The sequence below is a fragment of the Polymorphospora rubra genome (assembly GCF_018324255.1).
Taxonomy (GTDB): Bacteria; Actinomycetota; Actinomycetes; order Mycobacteriales; family Micromonosporaceae; genus Polymorphospora; species Polymorphospora rubra.
Map to the genome: position 1 here is coordinate 1,916,354 of NZ_AP023359.1, position 14,388 is coordinate 1,930,741.

The window sequence follows — 14,388 nt, forward strand, 5'->3', positions numbered from 1 at the left end:
CGGGCGCCGCCGTGCCATCATCGCGCCATGGCGGTGTACGGCCGGGACGCCACCGTCCAGGAGGCGTGGCAGTTGCTGGCGGCCGGGGCACCGGTGCTGGTCGAGGGCCCGGCCGGGATCGGCAAGACCGTGGTCTGGCGGACGCTGGTCGCCCGGGCGCGGGCCGAGGGTTGGCTGGTCCTGGCGTGCGCGCCGACCGAGGCGGAGACCGCGCTGCCGTTCGCCGCCCTGGCCGACCTGCTGCGCCCGTGCGCGCACCTGGTGGCCGGGCTGCCGCCGCCGCAGCGGGTCGCGGCCGAGGTGATCCTGCTGGCGGCGACGGCCGACGAGGTCATCGACGAGCGGGCGGTCGGTGCCGCCACCCGGTCGCTGCTGGCCGGTGCGGTGGCCGCGGCGTCGACGCCGGTGCTGGTCGCGGTCGACGACGCACCGTGGCTGGACCCGCCGAGCGCCCGGGCCCTGCGCTTCGCGCTGCGCCGGCTGGCGCCCCGCCCGGCACTGCTGGTGTGCAGCCGTACCGACGGCACCGCACCGGCGGCGGTGCCGCTCGGCCTCGACGCCGGTCCGGCCGGCGACGAGGTGGAACGGATCACGCTGGCCCCGCTCGGGGTCGGCGCCCTGCACCACACGCTGCGTGAGCGGCTGGGGCGTCCGCTCAGCCGGCCGCTGCTGGCCCGGATCGCCCGGGACGCGGGCGGTAATCCGCTGCTGGCGATCGAGTTGGCGCGGGCGGTGCTGCGGCTTCCGGAGCCGCCCCGGCCCGGCGACGACCTGCCGGTGGCGGCGTCGATCCAGCCCCTGCTCGCCGACGTGCTGCGGTCGCTCCCGGCGGCCAGCCGCGACGCGGTACGGCTGGCGTCGCTGCTGGCGGTGCCGATGCTCGACGATCTCGTCGCGGCCGGAACGTCGGCGGCGGCGTTCGATCCGGCCGAGGAGGCGGGGCTGCTGACCGTCGACGCGGCCGGGCTGGTCTTCGCCCATCCGGCGTACGCCGCCGCGGTGCGGGCCAGCATCCCGGCCGGGATCAGGCGCCGGCTGCACCGGCGGCTGGCGGCGGCCGTCACCGACCCGGACGAGCGGGCCCGGCAGTTGGCCCGGTGCACGGCCACCGCCGATGCGGCGGTGGCCGGCGAGTTGGCGGCGGCGGCGGATCGGCAGCGGTCGCGGGGGGCGCCGGCGGTCGCGGCCGGGTTGTACGAGCAGGCGGCCGGGCTGACCCCGCCGGGCGCGGCGGCGGACGGCGACCGGTACCGGCTGGCGGCGGCGCACTGCCATTTCGACAGCGGGGACTATCCGGCGGCGGATGCGGTGGCGGCGACGGTGGTGGGCGGTGCGACACGGGCGGAGGCGCTGCTGTTGCGGGCCATGGTGGCCTGGTCGACCGACGACATCGCCGGCGCGGTGACGTTGGCCGGGCAGGGGCTTTCGTCCGTACCGGCGGACAGCCGGGTCGCCGGACGGCTGCACGCGCACCTGAGCCTGTTCAACGACGCGCCGGAGGCCGGGCGGCGGCATGCCCGTACGGCGCTGGAGATCCTGTCCGCCGGCGGCGACCGAGAACTGGTCTGCGCCGTCCTGCTCCAGTTGTTCTTCCACGAGGTGCGGGCGGGGCTGCCGCCGCGGCCGGAACTGGTGGACCGGGCCCTGGAGCTGGAGGACGGTCACCCGTCGCGGCTCAGCGGCACGATCCCGGCGATCTGGTGGAAGGCGGTCGACGACCACGGGCGGGCGCGGGCCCGGCTGCACGACATGCGCCGGTACGCGGCGGCGCGCGGCGACGAGCCGCTGCTGCACGAGGTGCTGTGTCACCTGGGCGAGACGGAGCTGTTCGCGGGCCGGTTCGCGGCCGCCGGCGAGCACATCGCGGCCGCCCGGGAACTCGGCGACCAGCTCGGGTCCGGGCTGGTCGGTGAGACGTGGCTCGCGGCGACGCTGGCCGCGTACCGGGGTGACCTGGCCGGGGCCCGGCTGGTCGCCGAGGCGGGGCTGCGGCACGCGGAGCGGCTCGACGATCCGTGGGCGCGGCGGATCCACACACAGTTGCGGGGGTTCGTGGCCCTGTCGACCGGGCGGATGGCCGACGCCGCCGCCGCGTACGGCGATCTCGCGCGGATGCTGGCCGGCGAGGGGATCGCCGAACCGATCGCGTTGCGGTTCGAGCCGGACTGGATCGAGGCGTGTGTCGGGGCCGGTGACCTCGACGAGGCGCGGGCGGCGCTGGACCGGCTCGCCGGGCGGCACACCCGGTTGCCCCGGCCGTGGACGGCGTTGGGCCTGGCCCGCAGCCGGGTGCTGCTGGCCGGTGCGGCCGGTGGTGACGTCGCCGCCGCGCTGGCCGAACTCCGGGCGGCGCGGGACGGGGTGCCGGCCGATGTCCTGCCGCTGGACCGGGCCCGGTGCCTGCTGGTCGCCGGCCTGGCGCACCGGCGGGCCCGGCGTAAGCGGGAGGCCCGCGACGCGCTGGAGCAGGCCGCTGTCGAGTTCGCCGGGGTCGGTGCGGCGGCGTTCGCCGAGCGGGCGCAGGCCGAGCTGGCCCGGGTCGGCGAGCGGGTGGCGTCGTCGACGACGCTGACCGCCACCGAACTGCGGGTGGCGCGAATGGCCGCGCTCGGCCACACCAACCGGGTCATCGCCGACACGTTGTTCATCAGCCCGAAGACGGTGGAGGCGAATCTCGCGCGGGCGTACCGCAAGCTGGGCGTCTCCGGGCGGGCGCAGCTCGGTGCGGCGATGTCCCGGTTGCCGGAGGATTAGCCCACGGGCCCGGCTTCCCCGACCGGGGGACCCGAGAACCGTTTCGCACGGTCATCCGTCCTTAGCTGGTGTGAACCAGATCGGCGACGGGGTGCTGCTGCGCCGGATCGGCAGGGGCGACCGCCGTGCGTTCGAGGCGTTCTACGCGCGGCACGCGCCCTGGCTGACGCTGCGGCTGCGGCGGCGCTGCCGCGACCCCGAACTCGCCCGTGAACTGCTCCAGGAGACGTTCCTCGCGGTCTGGCGGGCGGGCGGCAGCTATCGCGGGGACGGCGAGGTCGTCGGCTGGCTGTGGTCGATCGCCGTCCGGCGGCTGATCGACGCCGGCCGCCGCGAGCAGGTCCGCCCGCAGACCGTCGAACTGCCCGACGAGACCCTGCTGACCTGGTCACCGTCCGCCGAGGAGGAAGCCATGACCGACACGTACGACGCCCGGCTGGAGGTCGCGTTGCGCAGCCTGGCACCGGAGTTGCGGGCGGTGCTGCAGGCGACCGTGCTCGACGGCCTCACGATCCGGGAGGCCGCCGTCGTGCTCGGCCTGCCGGAGGGCACGGTGAAGACGCGGGCGCTGCGGGCCCGGCGTGCGCTGCGGGCGGCGCTGTCGTGAGCGGCTTCCACCTCGACGACGCCGTGCTGCGGGCGTACGCGCGGGAGCGGCTGGCCGACACCGACGCCTGGTCGGTCGAGGCGCACCTCGACCGGTGCGCGGCGTGTCGCTCCCGGCTCGCGGTCGACGTGCCGGCGGCCGCCGAACTGCCGGCGGTGCTGCCCGCGCAGGGCCGGGTCCGCCCCGGCACCAGGTGGCGCCGGAGCATGATGCTGCTGGGCGCCGCACCGGCGGCCCGGGTCGCCTGGTTCGTCTCGGTCGTCGCGACCCTCGCCCTGGCGGTCGGGGCGGCGTTCGACCCGCTGCTGATCCGGCCGTGGCTGCTGCTGCTCATCGCACCGGTCCTGCCGGTGCTCGGTGTCGCCGCCTCCTACGGGCCGCACACCGATCCGCTGCACGAGATGGTGGCGGCCAGCCCGTACGGCGGGTTGCGGATCGTCCTGTGGCGCACCCTGTCGGTGCTCGCCGTCACCGTTCCCGTCGCGGTCGTGGCCGGCGGTACGTCGGGCATCGGCGTACCGGCGATGTGGCTGCTGCCGTGTCTGGCGCTGACCGGGCTGGCGCTCGGACTGGGGTCGCTGATCGCCCCGGTCCGGGCGGCGGCGCTGGTGGCGGGCGGCTGGGCGCTGTTGGTGCTCGCCGCCTCCGGGCCGCAGTGGCTGGTCGTGCCGGCCGCCGGCCCGCCCTGGCTGGCCGTGCTGGCGGCGGCCACCGGGCTCTTCCTCGTACGGACGACACGCGAAGGGGCGGTTCGATGACGGTCACCGTCGAAGGGGTACGGATCGGCTACCGCAACCGGGTGGTGCTCGACGGCCTCGACCTGCACCTCGGCACCGGCGTACACGGGCTGCTCGGCCCGAACGGGGCCGGGAAGACCACGCTGATGCGGGTGCTGGCGACCGTGGACCGCCCCGAAGCCGGCCGGATCCGTCTCCTCGGTCGGGACGTCGCCGACCCGGCCGTGCTGCGTCAGGTCCGCCGCCGGATCGGCTACCTGCCGCAGACGTTCGGCTACTACCCACGGTTCACGGTGCGGGAGTTCGTCGAGTATTTCGCCTGGCTCAAGGAGATGCCGCCGGCCGGGGTGCCGCTCGCGGTCGACCGGGCACTGGAGCGGGTCGGGCTGCTCGACCGGGCCGACGACCGGATGAAGCACCTCTCCGGCGGGATGCTGCGCCGGGCCGGGATCGCCCAGGGCATCGTCAACGATCCCCGGCTGCTGCTGCTCGACGAACCCACCGCCGGCCTGGACCCGGAGCAGCGGGTCGACTTCCGGGCGCTGCTGCGCGAGATCGGTGTCGACGCCTGCGTACTGGTCAGCACCCACCTGGTCGAGGACGTCGCGTCGGCGTGCGCGACGGTCAGCCTGGTCGACGGCGGTCGGCTCGTCTTCACCGGCACACCCGACGAACTCGCCGCGCTCGGCACCGACCCCGGTAGCGGCGACTCGCCCATCGAGCGCGGCTACAGCGCCGCGCTACGTGACGCCCGGGGGGTACGCCGGTGAGGCGGCAGCTGCGGGTCGAACTGCTGCGCGGCACGGCGCCGGCGGCGGCGCTGGTGATGTTCGGCGCGAACATCTGGATGCTCGCCGTGCACCAGGACGACTGGGCCGGGCGCTGGGCCGGACTGGCGTCATGGGTCCGGCAGTCAATGCTGATCCTCGTGGCCCTGATGGTGGCGGCCGGTGCCTGGCAGGCCGGCCGGGAGCGGCGGCGGCAGATCGGCGACCTGCTCGCCTCGACCCCGCGCCCGGCCTGGCAGCCGATGCTGGTGGGCTGGCTGGCGGTGTCGCTCGCCGGCACCGCCGGCCTGCTCGTCGCGCTGGCCGGTGCGGCGGTGCTGGTCGGTCGGCTCGCCACCTATGCCGGCGGTGACTGGTGGTGGACGCTCGCCGTCGGTGTGCTGGCGCTGTGGACGGCGAGCGCGCTCGGGGTCGTCGTCGGCCGGCTCGTGCCGCTCCGGGTGGCCGCCCCGATCGCCGGCCTGGCCGCGTATCTCGGGCTCGCCGTCGCCACCTACGCGCCGCCCGGCACGGCCACCTGGCTGTCGCCGGTCCATCCCGGTTGGGGCGTGGAACGGCTGGTGCCCGCCGGAACGCATCTACGGCAGGCGACCTGGTTCGTGGCCCTGGCCGCGCTGCTGCTGGCGGTCGCCGCACGGCGGATATGGGTGGCGCTGCTCTGCGGGGCGCTGGCCGCCGCGTCCGTCGTACCGATCGTCACTGGGCCGCCCTCTCGGCATCTGCCGGCCGATCCGGCGGCGGTCGAACCGATGTGCACTGTGGAGGGTCCGCAGGTGTGCGTGGCCCGGATCAACGCCTACCTGCTCGACGACCTGGCGGCGGTCATGCAGCCGGTGCTGCGCCGCGTCGACGGCATCCCAGGCGCGCCGTCGCGGGCCGCCGACGAGGCGACGGCACCGCCCGGACACTCGACGGTCGACGACGACGGCACGATCTGGTTCAGCCTGCTCGGCCAGTCGAAGGCGCTCGGCGGACTCGAACGCCTGGACTGGCTGCGGGCCAGCGCCGACAGCTTCCTCGCCCGTTGGGTGGAGTGCGAAGGCGACCATCACGACCAGCGGGTGTTCCACGCGAACATGCTGGCCCGCTCCTGGCTGCACGAGGAGCCTCCGCACGGCAGGGTCCCCATCGACCGGCTGCTGGCGCTGCCGTTGCCGCAACAACGGGCCTGGCTCGCCGACTACCTCGCCGCCGGCCGCGCGTGCGACACCACCCGCCTGATCGAACTGGCGCGGGTGCCGTGACCGGCCGGCTGCTCCTGCTGCACCTGCGGGCGCGCGGCGGCCCCGCGTTCGCCGCCGGCCTGGTCGTCGTCACGGCACTGGCCTGGGCCGGCGGCAGCTGGCTGATCAGCCGGCCGTACTTCGACGGGCCGGCCGCCCGGATACCGGTGGTCGCCCTCACCCCGCTGCTCGGCGCCCTGCTGCTCGCCCCGACCCTCGCCGGTGCCGGCGACGAACTCGAACGCGGCACCCCGGCACCGTGGCGGCACTGGCGGGCCGGCCACGTGCTGGCGGGCGTCGCCGCGATCGGCCTCCCACTGGCGCTGACCGGGCTGCACGCGCCCGAGGTGTTCGGCGCGTACGCGCTGCTGCGCAACACCCTCGGCTGTGTCGGGCTGGTCGCCGGGGCCGCCGTGCTGCTCGGGGCCAGGCTGGCCTGGGTGCCGGCGTTCGGGTACGTCTGCGCGGTCTACGGCGGGGCGCCGCGCCAGGTCGGTGGGGCGGCCGGAATCTGGGCCTGGCCGGTGCAGCCGTCCGGCGTCGAGACGTCCTGGGCGGTCGCCGGCGCCCTGTTCGTCGCCGGCACCACGAGCTACCTCTGGTACGGGGCCCGGCCCCGGTTCGGCTGCGACTGACCCGTCGGTCAGGGTGCTTCGACGCCGAGCAGGTCGCGCAGTGCCGCCCGGCCGGAATCGGTGACCCGCAGCGCCCGGCCGGTGCCGATCCGTACCGCCCAGCCCCGGTCGAGCACGTGCCGGCACAGGGCCGCGCCGGCCACCCCGCCCAGGTGCGGGCGACGCTCGGTGTGGTCGAGGCAGGCGCGGACCAGCGGGCGTCGGCCGGTCGGCAGTTCGCCGACCAGGTCGGTCAGCCGGCGCAGCCCGGCGTCGGTCAGCGCGAACCCGGTCCGCTGCTGCAACCAGCCGGCGTCGAGCAGCGCGTCGGTGACCGCCACCCCGAGCCGGCCGGCGAGGTGGTCGTAGCAGGTGCGGGCCTGCGCACTGGCCCGCTCGCGGGTCGCCGCCTTGAGGGTGCGGGGCGGCGGGGCCGGGGCGGCGTACGCGGCCAGGTCCTCGATCAACTGGGCGGTGGCCGGGTCGGCGAGCCGTACGTAGCGGTGCCGGCCCTGCCGCTCCTGCACCAGCAGCCCGCCGTCGACGAGCAGGGTCAGGTGGGCACTCGCCGTGGACGGGGCCACCCCCGCATGGCGGGCGAGTTCGCCGGCGGTCCAGGCCCGGCCGTCGAGCAGCGCCAGGCAGAAGGTGGCCCGGGTCGCATCGGCGAGCAGGCCGGCCAGCGCGGCCAGCGGCGGGTCCGTCGTCATGACCCCATCCTGCGGGTACGACGTTTCGGCCGGCACCGAACCGTCGCGGTCCTAGCCTCGGCGCGAGGGTCCTCGGCCGGCCGGTGCGTCCGGCCTGCTGGAAGGGGTACGCGGATGAACTTCCACGAACTGCATCGGCCCGGTGCGCCGTTGCTGCTGCCGAACGCCTGGGACGTCGCGTCCGCGAAGCTGTTCGCGGCGGCCGGTCATCCGGCGGTCGGCACGACCAGCCTCGGTGTGGCGGCCGCGGCGGGCCGGCCGGACGGGGTCGGCGCGACGCGGGCGGAGACGCTCGCGCTCGCCCGGTTGCTGTCGGCACTGCCCTGCCTGATCACGGTGGACATCGAGGCCGGGTTCAGCGACGACCCGACGGAGGTCGCCGAGGTCGCGGCGACGCTGGCCGGCTACGGCGTCGCCGGAATCAACATCGAGGATGCCGGCGGCCCCCGGGCCTTCAGGTCGAGAAGATCGCCGCGATCAGGAGCGTGGCGCCGGGGCTGTTCGTCAACGCCCGCACCGACACGTACTGGCTCGGACAGGGCTCGTACGACGAGACGGTGCGGCGGCTCGACGGGTACGTGGCGGCGGGTGCCGACGGGGTGTTCGTGCCCGGTCTGCGGGCGCCGGACACGATCCGGGCCCTGGTCGGGGCGGTCGACGCGCCGCTCAACGTGCTGATCGCGCCGGACGGGCCGACGGTCACCGAGCTGGCCGGGCTCGGCGTCGCCCGGGTCAGTTGCGGTTCGCTGCTTTACCGGGCGGCGTTGACGGCGGCGGTCGGTGTGCTCGGCGCCGTCGCCGCGGCCGGGCCGCTCCCCACCGACCTGCTCGGCTACGCCGAAGTGGCGGGTCGGTAGCCGCCCCACCCACAGAAAGATACTTGTACGATCGTTCTAGTTGAACGATCGTGCAAGTATCTCGACTGTGGTGGGAGGACGGATGCACACGACCGGGAAACCACGCGCCGGAGCACGGGAATGGGTCGGCCTGGGCCTGCTGGCCCTGCCGACCGTCCTGCTGGGACTGGACGTCACGGTGCTGTACCTCGTACTGCCGAGCCTGGCCGCCGACCTGCAGCCCTCCGCCACCCAGACGCTGTGGATCATGGATGCCTACGGGTTCTTCATCGCCGGGTTCCTGATCACGATGGGCACCCTCGGCGACCGGATCGGCCGGCGGCGCCTGCTGATGATCGGCGTCGCCGCGTTCGGCGCGGTCTCGGTGTTCGCGGCGTTCGCCCCCAGCCCCGCCCTGCTCGTCATCGCCCGTGCGCTGCTGGGAATCGCCGGCGCCACCCTCATGCCGTCCACGCTCTCGCTGATCAGCAACATGTTCACCGACGCACGTCAGCGGGCGGTGGCGATTGGCGTCTGGGCGACGATGTTCGCACTCGGCATGGCCGCCGGCCCCGTCGTCGGCGGAGCCCTCGTCGCCCACCTCTGGTGGGGTGCGGCCTTTCTCCTCGCCGTGCCGATCGCCGTCGTCGTGCTGGCCGGCGCCCCGGTCCTACTGCCGGAATACACCGCCCCACACCGGGGCCGGCTCGACCTGCCGAGCGTGGCGCTGTCGCTGGCCGCACTGCTGCCGCTCATCTACGCGGTCAAGCACATCGCCGCGTACGGCATCGACGCGCACGCCGTCGCCGCACTCCCGGCGGTCCTGGCCGCGATCGTCTTCGTCCGCCGGCAGCGGCGACTTCCGGCCCCGCTGCTGGACATGACACTCTTCCGCAGCCGGGCCTTCTCCGCCGCGCTGGCCGTGCTGCTGATCGGCCTGGTCGGCGTCGGCGGAGCCATGTTCCTCGTCACGCAGTACCTGCAACTCGTCGACGGTCTCTCCCCCGCCGTCGCCGGCCTGTGGATGGGACCACCCGCACTGGCGATGTTCGCCGCCGCGATCGGCGCGCCGATCCTGGCCGGACGCGTACGGCCGGGCACCGTCATGGCCGCCACGCTCGGCGTCTCGCTGGCCGGATACGGACTCCTCGCCACCGCCGGCACCGACAGCAGGGCCGCCGTGGTGACCGGGTTCGCCTTCGTCTACCTCGGCCTCGGGGCGATCGCGGCGCTGGGAACCGACATCGTCGTCGGTGCCGCCCCACCGGCGAACTCAGGCTCCGCGGCGGCCATGTCCGAAACCGTCCAGGAACTCGGCATCGCCGTCGGCGTGGCGGTGCTCGGCAGTCTCACCGCCGCGGTCTACCGCGCCCGGATCGACGTACCGCCGGGCACGGCCCCGGACGTCGCCGGAGCGGTGACCGACAGCCTGGCCGGCGCTTTGTCCGTCGCCGACCAGGTGCCCGCGGCGACCGTCGCGCAGGCACAGGCCGCGTTCACCAGTGGGCTGAACTCCGCCGCCCTCGTCGCCGGCCTGGCCATCGCCGTGGTCACCATCGTGTGTGCCGTCACGTTGCGGCACATCGCGCCCATCGGCGAATCCGAGCATTAGCGGTGGGTAGCCTGAATGCCCGGGAGGAAGCATGGGCGACGAGGAACCCACCACGGACGGGCGCCGGGCCAGGGGGCGCAAGCGCCGGGCCGACATCATCGACGCGACCCTGACCGTGGTGCAGCGCGACGGCGCCGCCGGAGTGACCCACCGTACGGTCGCCCGGGAGGCTGGCATCCCCACCAGCCTGACCACCTACTACTTCGCCAGCCTCGACGACCTGCTGGTGGCGGCGCTGACCAGCGTCGCCGACGCCTACACCGAACGGATCCGCCACATCATCGACCACGACGGCGACAAGCTGCGTGGACTGGCCGAACTCATCGCCGAGAGCGCCGGCCCGGGGCGCGAACGCGCCCTCGCCGAACGGGAGCTGTCCACACTGGCGGCCAGGCGGCCGGCCCTGCGGCCGGCGGCCCGCCGCTGGCGGGAAAACGTCGCCGAACTCGCGAGGACCCGTACCAGCGATCCCGAGGCCGCGGAGGCACTCGTCGCGGTCGCCGACGGCCTGTGTGCGGCCATCCTTCTCGACGACGGCAAGGCCGACTCCGACCACATCCACGCCGTGCTGATCCGGGCCCTGGACGGCGAGCCGCCGGGCTGATGGATCAGAAGAGGGTCAGCGGCTCGACCGGGATCGGCTCGGGCAGCGGATCGAGTTCGGGAACCCGCGCCCGTACGTCGTCGTGGAAGCGGCGGGCCAGCACCGGCGCGTCGACGTTGTCCGGGGTGTGGATGAACATCGTCGGCGAGCGGCCCTCGCGCAGCCATCCGGCGACAATGTCGATCCAGCGCTGCCAGCCCTCGACCGTCCGCGCGGAGTCGTCGCGGCCGATATACCGCACGATCGGCCGGTCGGTCAGCGCGGCGGTTCGCAGCGGCATCCGCGGTTTCCGGGTCCACGCCTCCCGTTCCGGGTCGGTGGTCGGCGGGCTCTGGAAGAACGCGGTGGTGTCGAACGGAACCCATTCGGCGGACGCTGCGGTGAGCACTTCCTCGAGTGCGGATATCGAGTGGGAATCGTCGAAGAACGACGGGTGGCGGACTTCGACGGCGTACCGGTGCGAGGTTGGGAGCCGGTGCAGGAAGCGGCCGAGTGCGGCCACGTCGGCGGGACCGAACGAGCCCGGCAACTGGATCCAGAGGGCGTCGGCGCGCGGGCCGAGTGGCTCGATCGCGTCCAGGAATTCCCGGAGCGGTTCCTCGACGTCGCCGAGGCGGCGTTCGTGCGTGATCACCTTCGGTAGTTTGACGACGAACCGGAAGTCGGGGTCGGTCTGCCGCGCCCACGAGGCCACGGTCTCCCGGGTCGGCGTCGCGTAGAACGTCGTGTTGCCCTCGACGGCGTTGCACCAGCCCGCATAGTGCCGCAGGCGCTCGTGCGACGGAAGTGGATGCGCAACCAGGCGCCCCTGCCACGACTTGTGGGTCCACATCGCACAACCGACGTGAAGACGCACGATCCCACTTCCTCCCCGCGTGTCTGCCCGGCTCTCACCACCCACCGTATACGGGCGGGCCGGCACGGCCTCACCGCTCTAATCTCCTTGCCGCCCCTGACGGATGGCGATTAACGTCATGGACGCACCTCCTGTGCGAAGACCGGGGCTACTTCTTTCCGCAAAAGACCCGTTGCCTCGGTCGTCCAGTTCTCGGAGGGGCACGTACGGGGCGCGCTGGCGGCCAGCCTGTGCGCAGGGTGGGGTTACTTCCACTTGTAATGGGGATGTTGCGAGTTCGAGTCTCGTCGGCGGCTTCGGGCTGCCGTAGCTCAATTGGTAGAGCGCCTATGTACCTCGCCCGCTTGGTTCTCGGCTGGCTCCCAGTGCGTCCCGTACAACGCCTCTCCCGCCCGAAGAGAAGGGGCGTCATCCATGGCGAAGTTCAACACCGCCGCCGCCCGTCCCGCGGTCGGCCGGGGCCCGATCACCGCTTCGGTGACCGCCGACATCCGTACCCACGAGGGCGCTCCCGGCCACCGCCGTGACCTGAAGTCCGAGCTTTTCCTGCTCGCCGTGGCGAACTTCGTCGGCGAGGACACCTTCTACGAGCGGGCCGGCAGCCGCGACAACCGGTACGTCCACCTCGTCCGCCAGGTCGCCGTCACCGACGTCGAATGGCTGACCGAGTTCGTACGCTGGCTGCGCCGCGAGGCGAACATGCGGTCGGCGCCCCTCGTCGCCGCCGCCGAAGCGGTCAAGGCCCGGCTCGACGCCGGCCTGCACGGCGCCAACCGGCCCATCGTCGACGCCGCCCTGAACCGGGCCGACGAGCCCGGCGAGTTCCTGGCGTACTGGCGGTCCCGGTTCGGTCGCCGGGTGCCGGGCCCGGTCAAGAACGGCCTCGCCGACGCCGTACGGCGCCTGTACAACCAGCGGTCAATGCTGAAGTACGACACCGACAGCAAGGGCTACCGGTTCGCCGACGTCATCGATACCGTCCACCCCACCCCGGCCGCGCCGTGGCAGTCGGCGCTGTTCCGGCACGCCCTCGACCGGCGCCACGACCACGTCGACGCCATCCCCGACGAGCTGACGGTCATCCGCCGGCGGGCCGACCTGTGGGCGCTGCCGGTCGAGCAGCGTCGGGCCGTACTCGACGAACCGCAGCGGCTCGCCGACGCCGGCATGACCTGGGAGGCGCTCGCGGGCTGGCTCGACGGCCCCATGGACCGGCGGGCATGGGAGGCGATGGTGCCGTCGATGGGAGTCATGGCGCTGAGCCGCAACCTGCGCAATCTCGACGAGGCCGGCGTCAGCGACGAGGTGGCCGCGATCGTGGCGGCACGGTTCGCGGACCCGGCCGAGGTGGCCCGGTCACGGATGTTCCCGTTCCGGTGGCTGTCCGCGTACGAGCAGGCACCGTCACTGCGCTGGGGACACGCCCTCGACCAGGCGCTCCAGGCGTCGCTGGCCAACCTGCCGGCGCTGCCCGGCCGGTCGCTGATCCTGGTCGACACGTCGGCCTCGATGACCCACCGGGCGTTCTCGGCGAAGTCGAACGTCACGCCGCTGAAGGCCGCCGCCGTGTTCGGGGTGGCGCTCGCGGCCAGGGGCGAGCGGGTGGACCTGTACGGCTTCGCCGACGGCGTGTTCCGCCACCACATCGGCGAGGGCGCGTCGGTGCTCCGCGAGGTCGACGCGTTCTGCCGCCGGGTCGGCGAGGTCGGTCACGGTACGCAGATCGCCGGCTCGCTGCGGGCCACGTACAGGGGGCACGACCGGGTGTTCCTGATCTCGGACATGCAGACGATGGACGGCTTGTACGGCCGGGGTGTCGGTGAGCAGGTGCCGGCGACGGTGCCGCTGTACGGATTCAACCTGAACGGATACGAGGCGGCGGCGTTCGCGGCGGGCACGCCGAACCGGATCGAGTTCGGCGGGCTGACCGACGCGACGTTCCGCATGATCCCGCTGATCGAGGCCGGCCAGGACGGATCCTGGCCCTGGCTGACGCGATAGCCGAGGGTGGCGCCCTCTCCGGAGGGCGCCACTTCGCCTGCGGTCAGGCTGCCCGCCACCGGAGTGCCGGATCCTCCGCCGTTTTCTTGCACTGCATGAGCTTGCCGGTCTTGGTCTTCCCCATCGCACCGGCCGTCTTGCAGAACGCGCCGGGATGGACACCCTGCTGGACACTGTCGGTGGTCGGCTTGGTCGTACGGGGTGCTGCGGTCGTCCGCTTCGGCTGCGCGGTGGTCTGTTTCGGCCGTGGCGTCGTCTGGGTCGGCCGTGGGGTGGTCTTCACCTGGCCGGCGGTGGTCGGGCCGGCCGTGGTCGGCGTGGCGCCGGCCGTGGTCGAGGTGTCGTCGGTCGGGGTGGCGGAATCGACATCGGCCGGGACCGCCGACGGAGAGTCGGCGGGAGCCTCCGGTGTGCCGGTGCTGGCCGAGGCAAGCGGTTTCGGGCCGTCACTGAGTGCGGCACCGATCGCACCGATACCGCAGCAGCTGATCAGCAGGACGCCGAAGGTGATGCCGATGATGCCGGCAACGCCGAGCCTCCTCCGCCGTGCCGGAGGGTTCGCGTACATCGGGGGCTGGACAGGCGGCAGGGGCTGGGTGTGGTGGGGGTACGGGGGCCGCTGCTGCTGCCCCCACGGCTGATTCGTCATCGGTGGCTGCGGCGCGGACCTGGCCCGACCAGGGCCGGTACGAGGCGCCGCTCCCCCTTTCTCGAAGACCTGCGAAACCGCGAACGCGGCCGAATCCCTTGATCCGGGTAGGAGGCCGCCCGCCGAAGTGTGTCGCGGCGATGAAGGGTTCGTTACCAGCCGTGCGGATGGTGTCGCAGGTTTGATCGGCGACTCAGAGTCCGCTTACCGACGGGTACGTCGGAAACACGATCGAGCAGACCCGGACGGGTACCGAAACGGGGCCACGGAAATCGTCCGCGACCGCTACCCTGCGCGAACGAAAACGGGACGCGCCGTCCGGGCTGACATCGCGGTTGGCCGCTGGAAGGCAGACCCACTTTGAAGAACGACTGCAAGTGCCGGCCGGACCTCGTCC

The 14,388-nt window shown here is 73.8% G+C and carries 12 protein-coding genes and 1 pseudogene; 10 read left to right on the forward strand and 3 right to left on the reverse strand.

Annotated elements, in window-relative coordinates:
- The first annotated feature begins 27 nt into the window (after positions 1 to 27).
- The 6 genes from Prubr_RS08730 to Prubr_RS08755 all read left to right on the forward strand — a co-directional run bounded on the left by Prubr_RS08730 (position 28) and on the right by Prubr_RS08755 (position 6,744).
- On the forward strand, positions 28 to 2,754 hold the full coding sequence (locus Prubr_RS08730; protein ID WP_212823569.1) for a helix-turn-helix transcriptional regulator: 2,727 nt from the start codon (positions 28 to 30) through the stop codon (positions 2,752 to 2,754).
- A 70-nt stretch (positions 2,755 to 2,824) separates the two neighbouring features.
- A complete protein-coding gene (locus Prubr_RS08735) occupies positions 2,825 to 3,361 on the forward strand; it encodes an RNA polymerase sigma factor (protein ID WP_212823571.1) in 537 nt (178 codons plus the stop codon).
- Entirely contained in the window at positions 3,358 to 4,119 is a 762-nt protein-coding gene (locus tag Prubr_RS08740; RefSeq protein WP_212823574.1) for a zf-HC2 domain-containing protein, read from the forward strand. The genes Prubr_RS08735 and Prubr_RS08740 overlap by 4 nt, the downstream gene beginning before the upstream one ends.
- Positions 4,116 to 4,868 carry an ABC transporter ATP-binding protein gene (locus Prubr_RS08745; RefSeq protein WP_212823576.1) on the forward strand — a complete coding sequence of 251 codons (753 nt, stop codon included), beginning with the start codon at positions 4,116 to 4,118 and terminating at the stop codon, positions 4,866 to 4,868. Before Prubr_RS08740 ends, Prubr_RS08745 begins: the two co-directional genes overlap by 4 nt.
- Positions 4,865 to 6,130: an ABC transporter permease gene (locus tag Prubr_RS08750; RefSeq protein ID WP_212823578.1), complete on the forward strand. Its 1,266-nt coding sequence runs from the start codon at positions 4,865 to 4,867 to the stop codon at positions 6,128 to 6,130. The genes Prubr_RS08745 and Prubr_RS08750 overlap by 4 nt, the downstream gene beginning before the upstream one ends.
- On the forward strand, positions 6,127 to 6,744 hold the full coding sequence (locus Prubr_RS08755; protein WP_212823580.1) for a hypothetical protein: 618 nt from the start codon (positions 6,127 to 6,129) through the stop codon (positions 6,742 to 6,744). The genes Prubr_RS08750 and Prubr_RS08755 overlap by 4 nt, the downstream gene beginning before the upstream one ends.
- A gap of 8 nt (positions 6,745 to 6,752) precedes the next feature.
- Here Prubr_RS08755 and Prubr_RS08760 read toward each other — a convergent pair whose 3' ends face one another.
- Complete coding sequence (locus tag Prubr_RS08760) at positions 6,753 to 7,433, reverse strand: ArsR/SmtB family transcription factor (RefSeq protein WP_212823588.1); 681 nt, start codon at positions 7,431 to 7,433, stop codon at positions 6,753 to 6,755.
- A 114-nt stretch (positions 7,434 to 7,547) separates the two neighbouring features.
- On the opposite strand from Prubr_RS08760, the pseudogene Prubr_RS08765 reads away from it, so the two are divergent.
- From Prubr_RS08765 to Prubr_RS08775, 3 genes and pseudogenes are all read left to right on the forward strand, one after another.
- Positions 7,548 to 8,290, forward strand: a pseudogene (locus Prubr_RS08765) (isocitrate lyase/PEP mutase family protein).
- An 82-nt stretch (positions 8,291 to 8,372) separates the two neighbouring features.
- Positions 8,373 to 9,881 carry an MFS transporter gene (locus Prubr_RS08770; RefSeq protein ID WP_212823590.1) on the forward strand — a complete coding sequence of 503 codons (1,509 nt, stop codon included), beginning with the start codon at positions 8,373 to 8,375 and terminating at the stop codon, positions 9,879 to 9,881.
- 31 nt (positions 9,882 to 9,912) lie between these two features.
- Complete coding sequence (locus Prubr_RS08775) at positions 9,913 to 10,485, forward strand: TetR/AcrR family transcriptional regulator (protein ID WP_212823592.1); 573 nt, start codon at positions 9,913 to 9,915, stop codon at positions 10,483 to 10,485.
- 4 nt (positions 10,486 to 10,489) lie between these two features.
- On the opposite strand, the gene Prubr_RS08780 is transcribed toward Prubr_RS08775, so the two are convergent.
- Entirely contained in the window at positions 10,490 to 11,317 is an 828-nt protein-coding gene (locus Prubr_RS08780) for a DUF72 domain-containing protein (protein ID WP_212823594.1), read from the reverse strand.
- A gap of 438 nt (positions 11,318 to 11,755) precedes the next feature.
- Between Prubr_RS08780 and Prubr_RS08785 the strand changes: the two genes are divergently transcribed.
- Positions 11,756 to 13,342: a TROVE domain-containing protein gene (locus Prubr_RS08785; protein ID WP_212823596.1), complete on the forward strand. Its 1,587-nt coding sequence runs from the start codon at positions 11,756 to 11,758 to the stop codon at positions 13,340 to 13,342.
- A gap of 43 nt (positions 13,343 to 13,385) precedes the next feature.
- On the opposite strand, the gene Prubr_RS08790 is transcribed toward Prubr_RS08785, so the two are convergent.
- On the reverse strand, positions 13,386 to 13,991 hold the full coding sequence (locus tag Prubr_RS08790) for a hypothetical protein (protein ID WP_212823598.1): 606 nt from the start codon (positions 13,989 to 13,991) through the stop codon (positions 13,386 to 13,388).
- Positions 13,992 to 14,388 lie beyond the last annotated feature (397 nt).